This window comes from [Flexibacter] sp. ATCC 35208, assembly GCF_001975825.1.
In the GTDB taxonomy this organism is placed as follows: Bacteria; Bacteroidota; Bacteroidia; order Chitinophagales; family Chitinophagaceae; genus Chitinophaga.
Genome location: NZ_MTKN01000376.1, coordinates 1 through 316 on the forward strand (window position 1 = coordinate 1; position 316 = coordinate 316).

Genomic DNA, 316 nt, shown 5'->3' on the forward strand with positions numbered 1-316 from the left:
ACCACAAACAAAAAATCTCTTCAAACGAAGAGATTTTTTTATAGCAATTAAGGAATATTTAAATATTTATGCGTTTGAAGTGAAACTCTCCATTTTGGATTGTTCATCACATAATCAACAATTAACGGTGTCATTTCTTCTTTTTTACTCCATTCAGGCTGTAGAAACAAAATTGCGTTCCCATTTACCAATTCTGCTTGCTCTTCGGCAAAAATAAAATCATGTTTATTATAAATAATCACTTTTAATTCATGTGCATTATCATAAACGGTTTGGGTTGGCAATTTATTCTTTTTAGGAGAAAGATCGGAAGAGC

At 30.7% G+C, this 316-nt stretch carries 1 pseudogene; it reads right to left on the reverse strand.

Annotated elements, in window-relative coordinates:
• Positions 1–47 precede the first annotated feature (47 nt).
• Positions 48–316: pseudogene (locus BW716_RS35980) on the reverse strand (7-carboxy-7-deazaguanine synthase QueE); the annotation flags it as partial.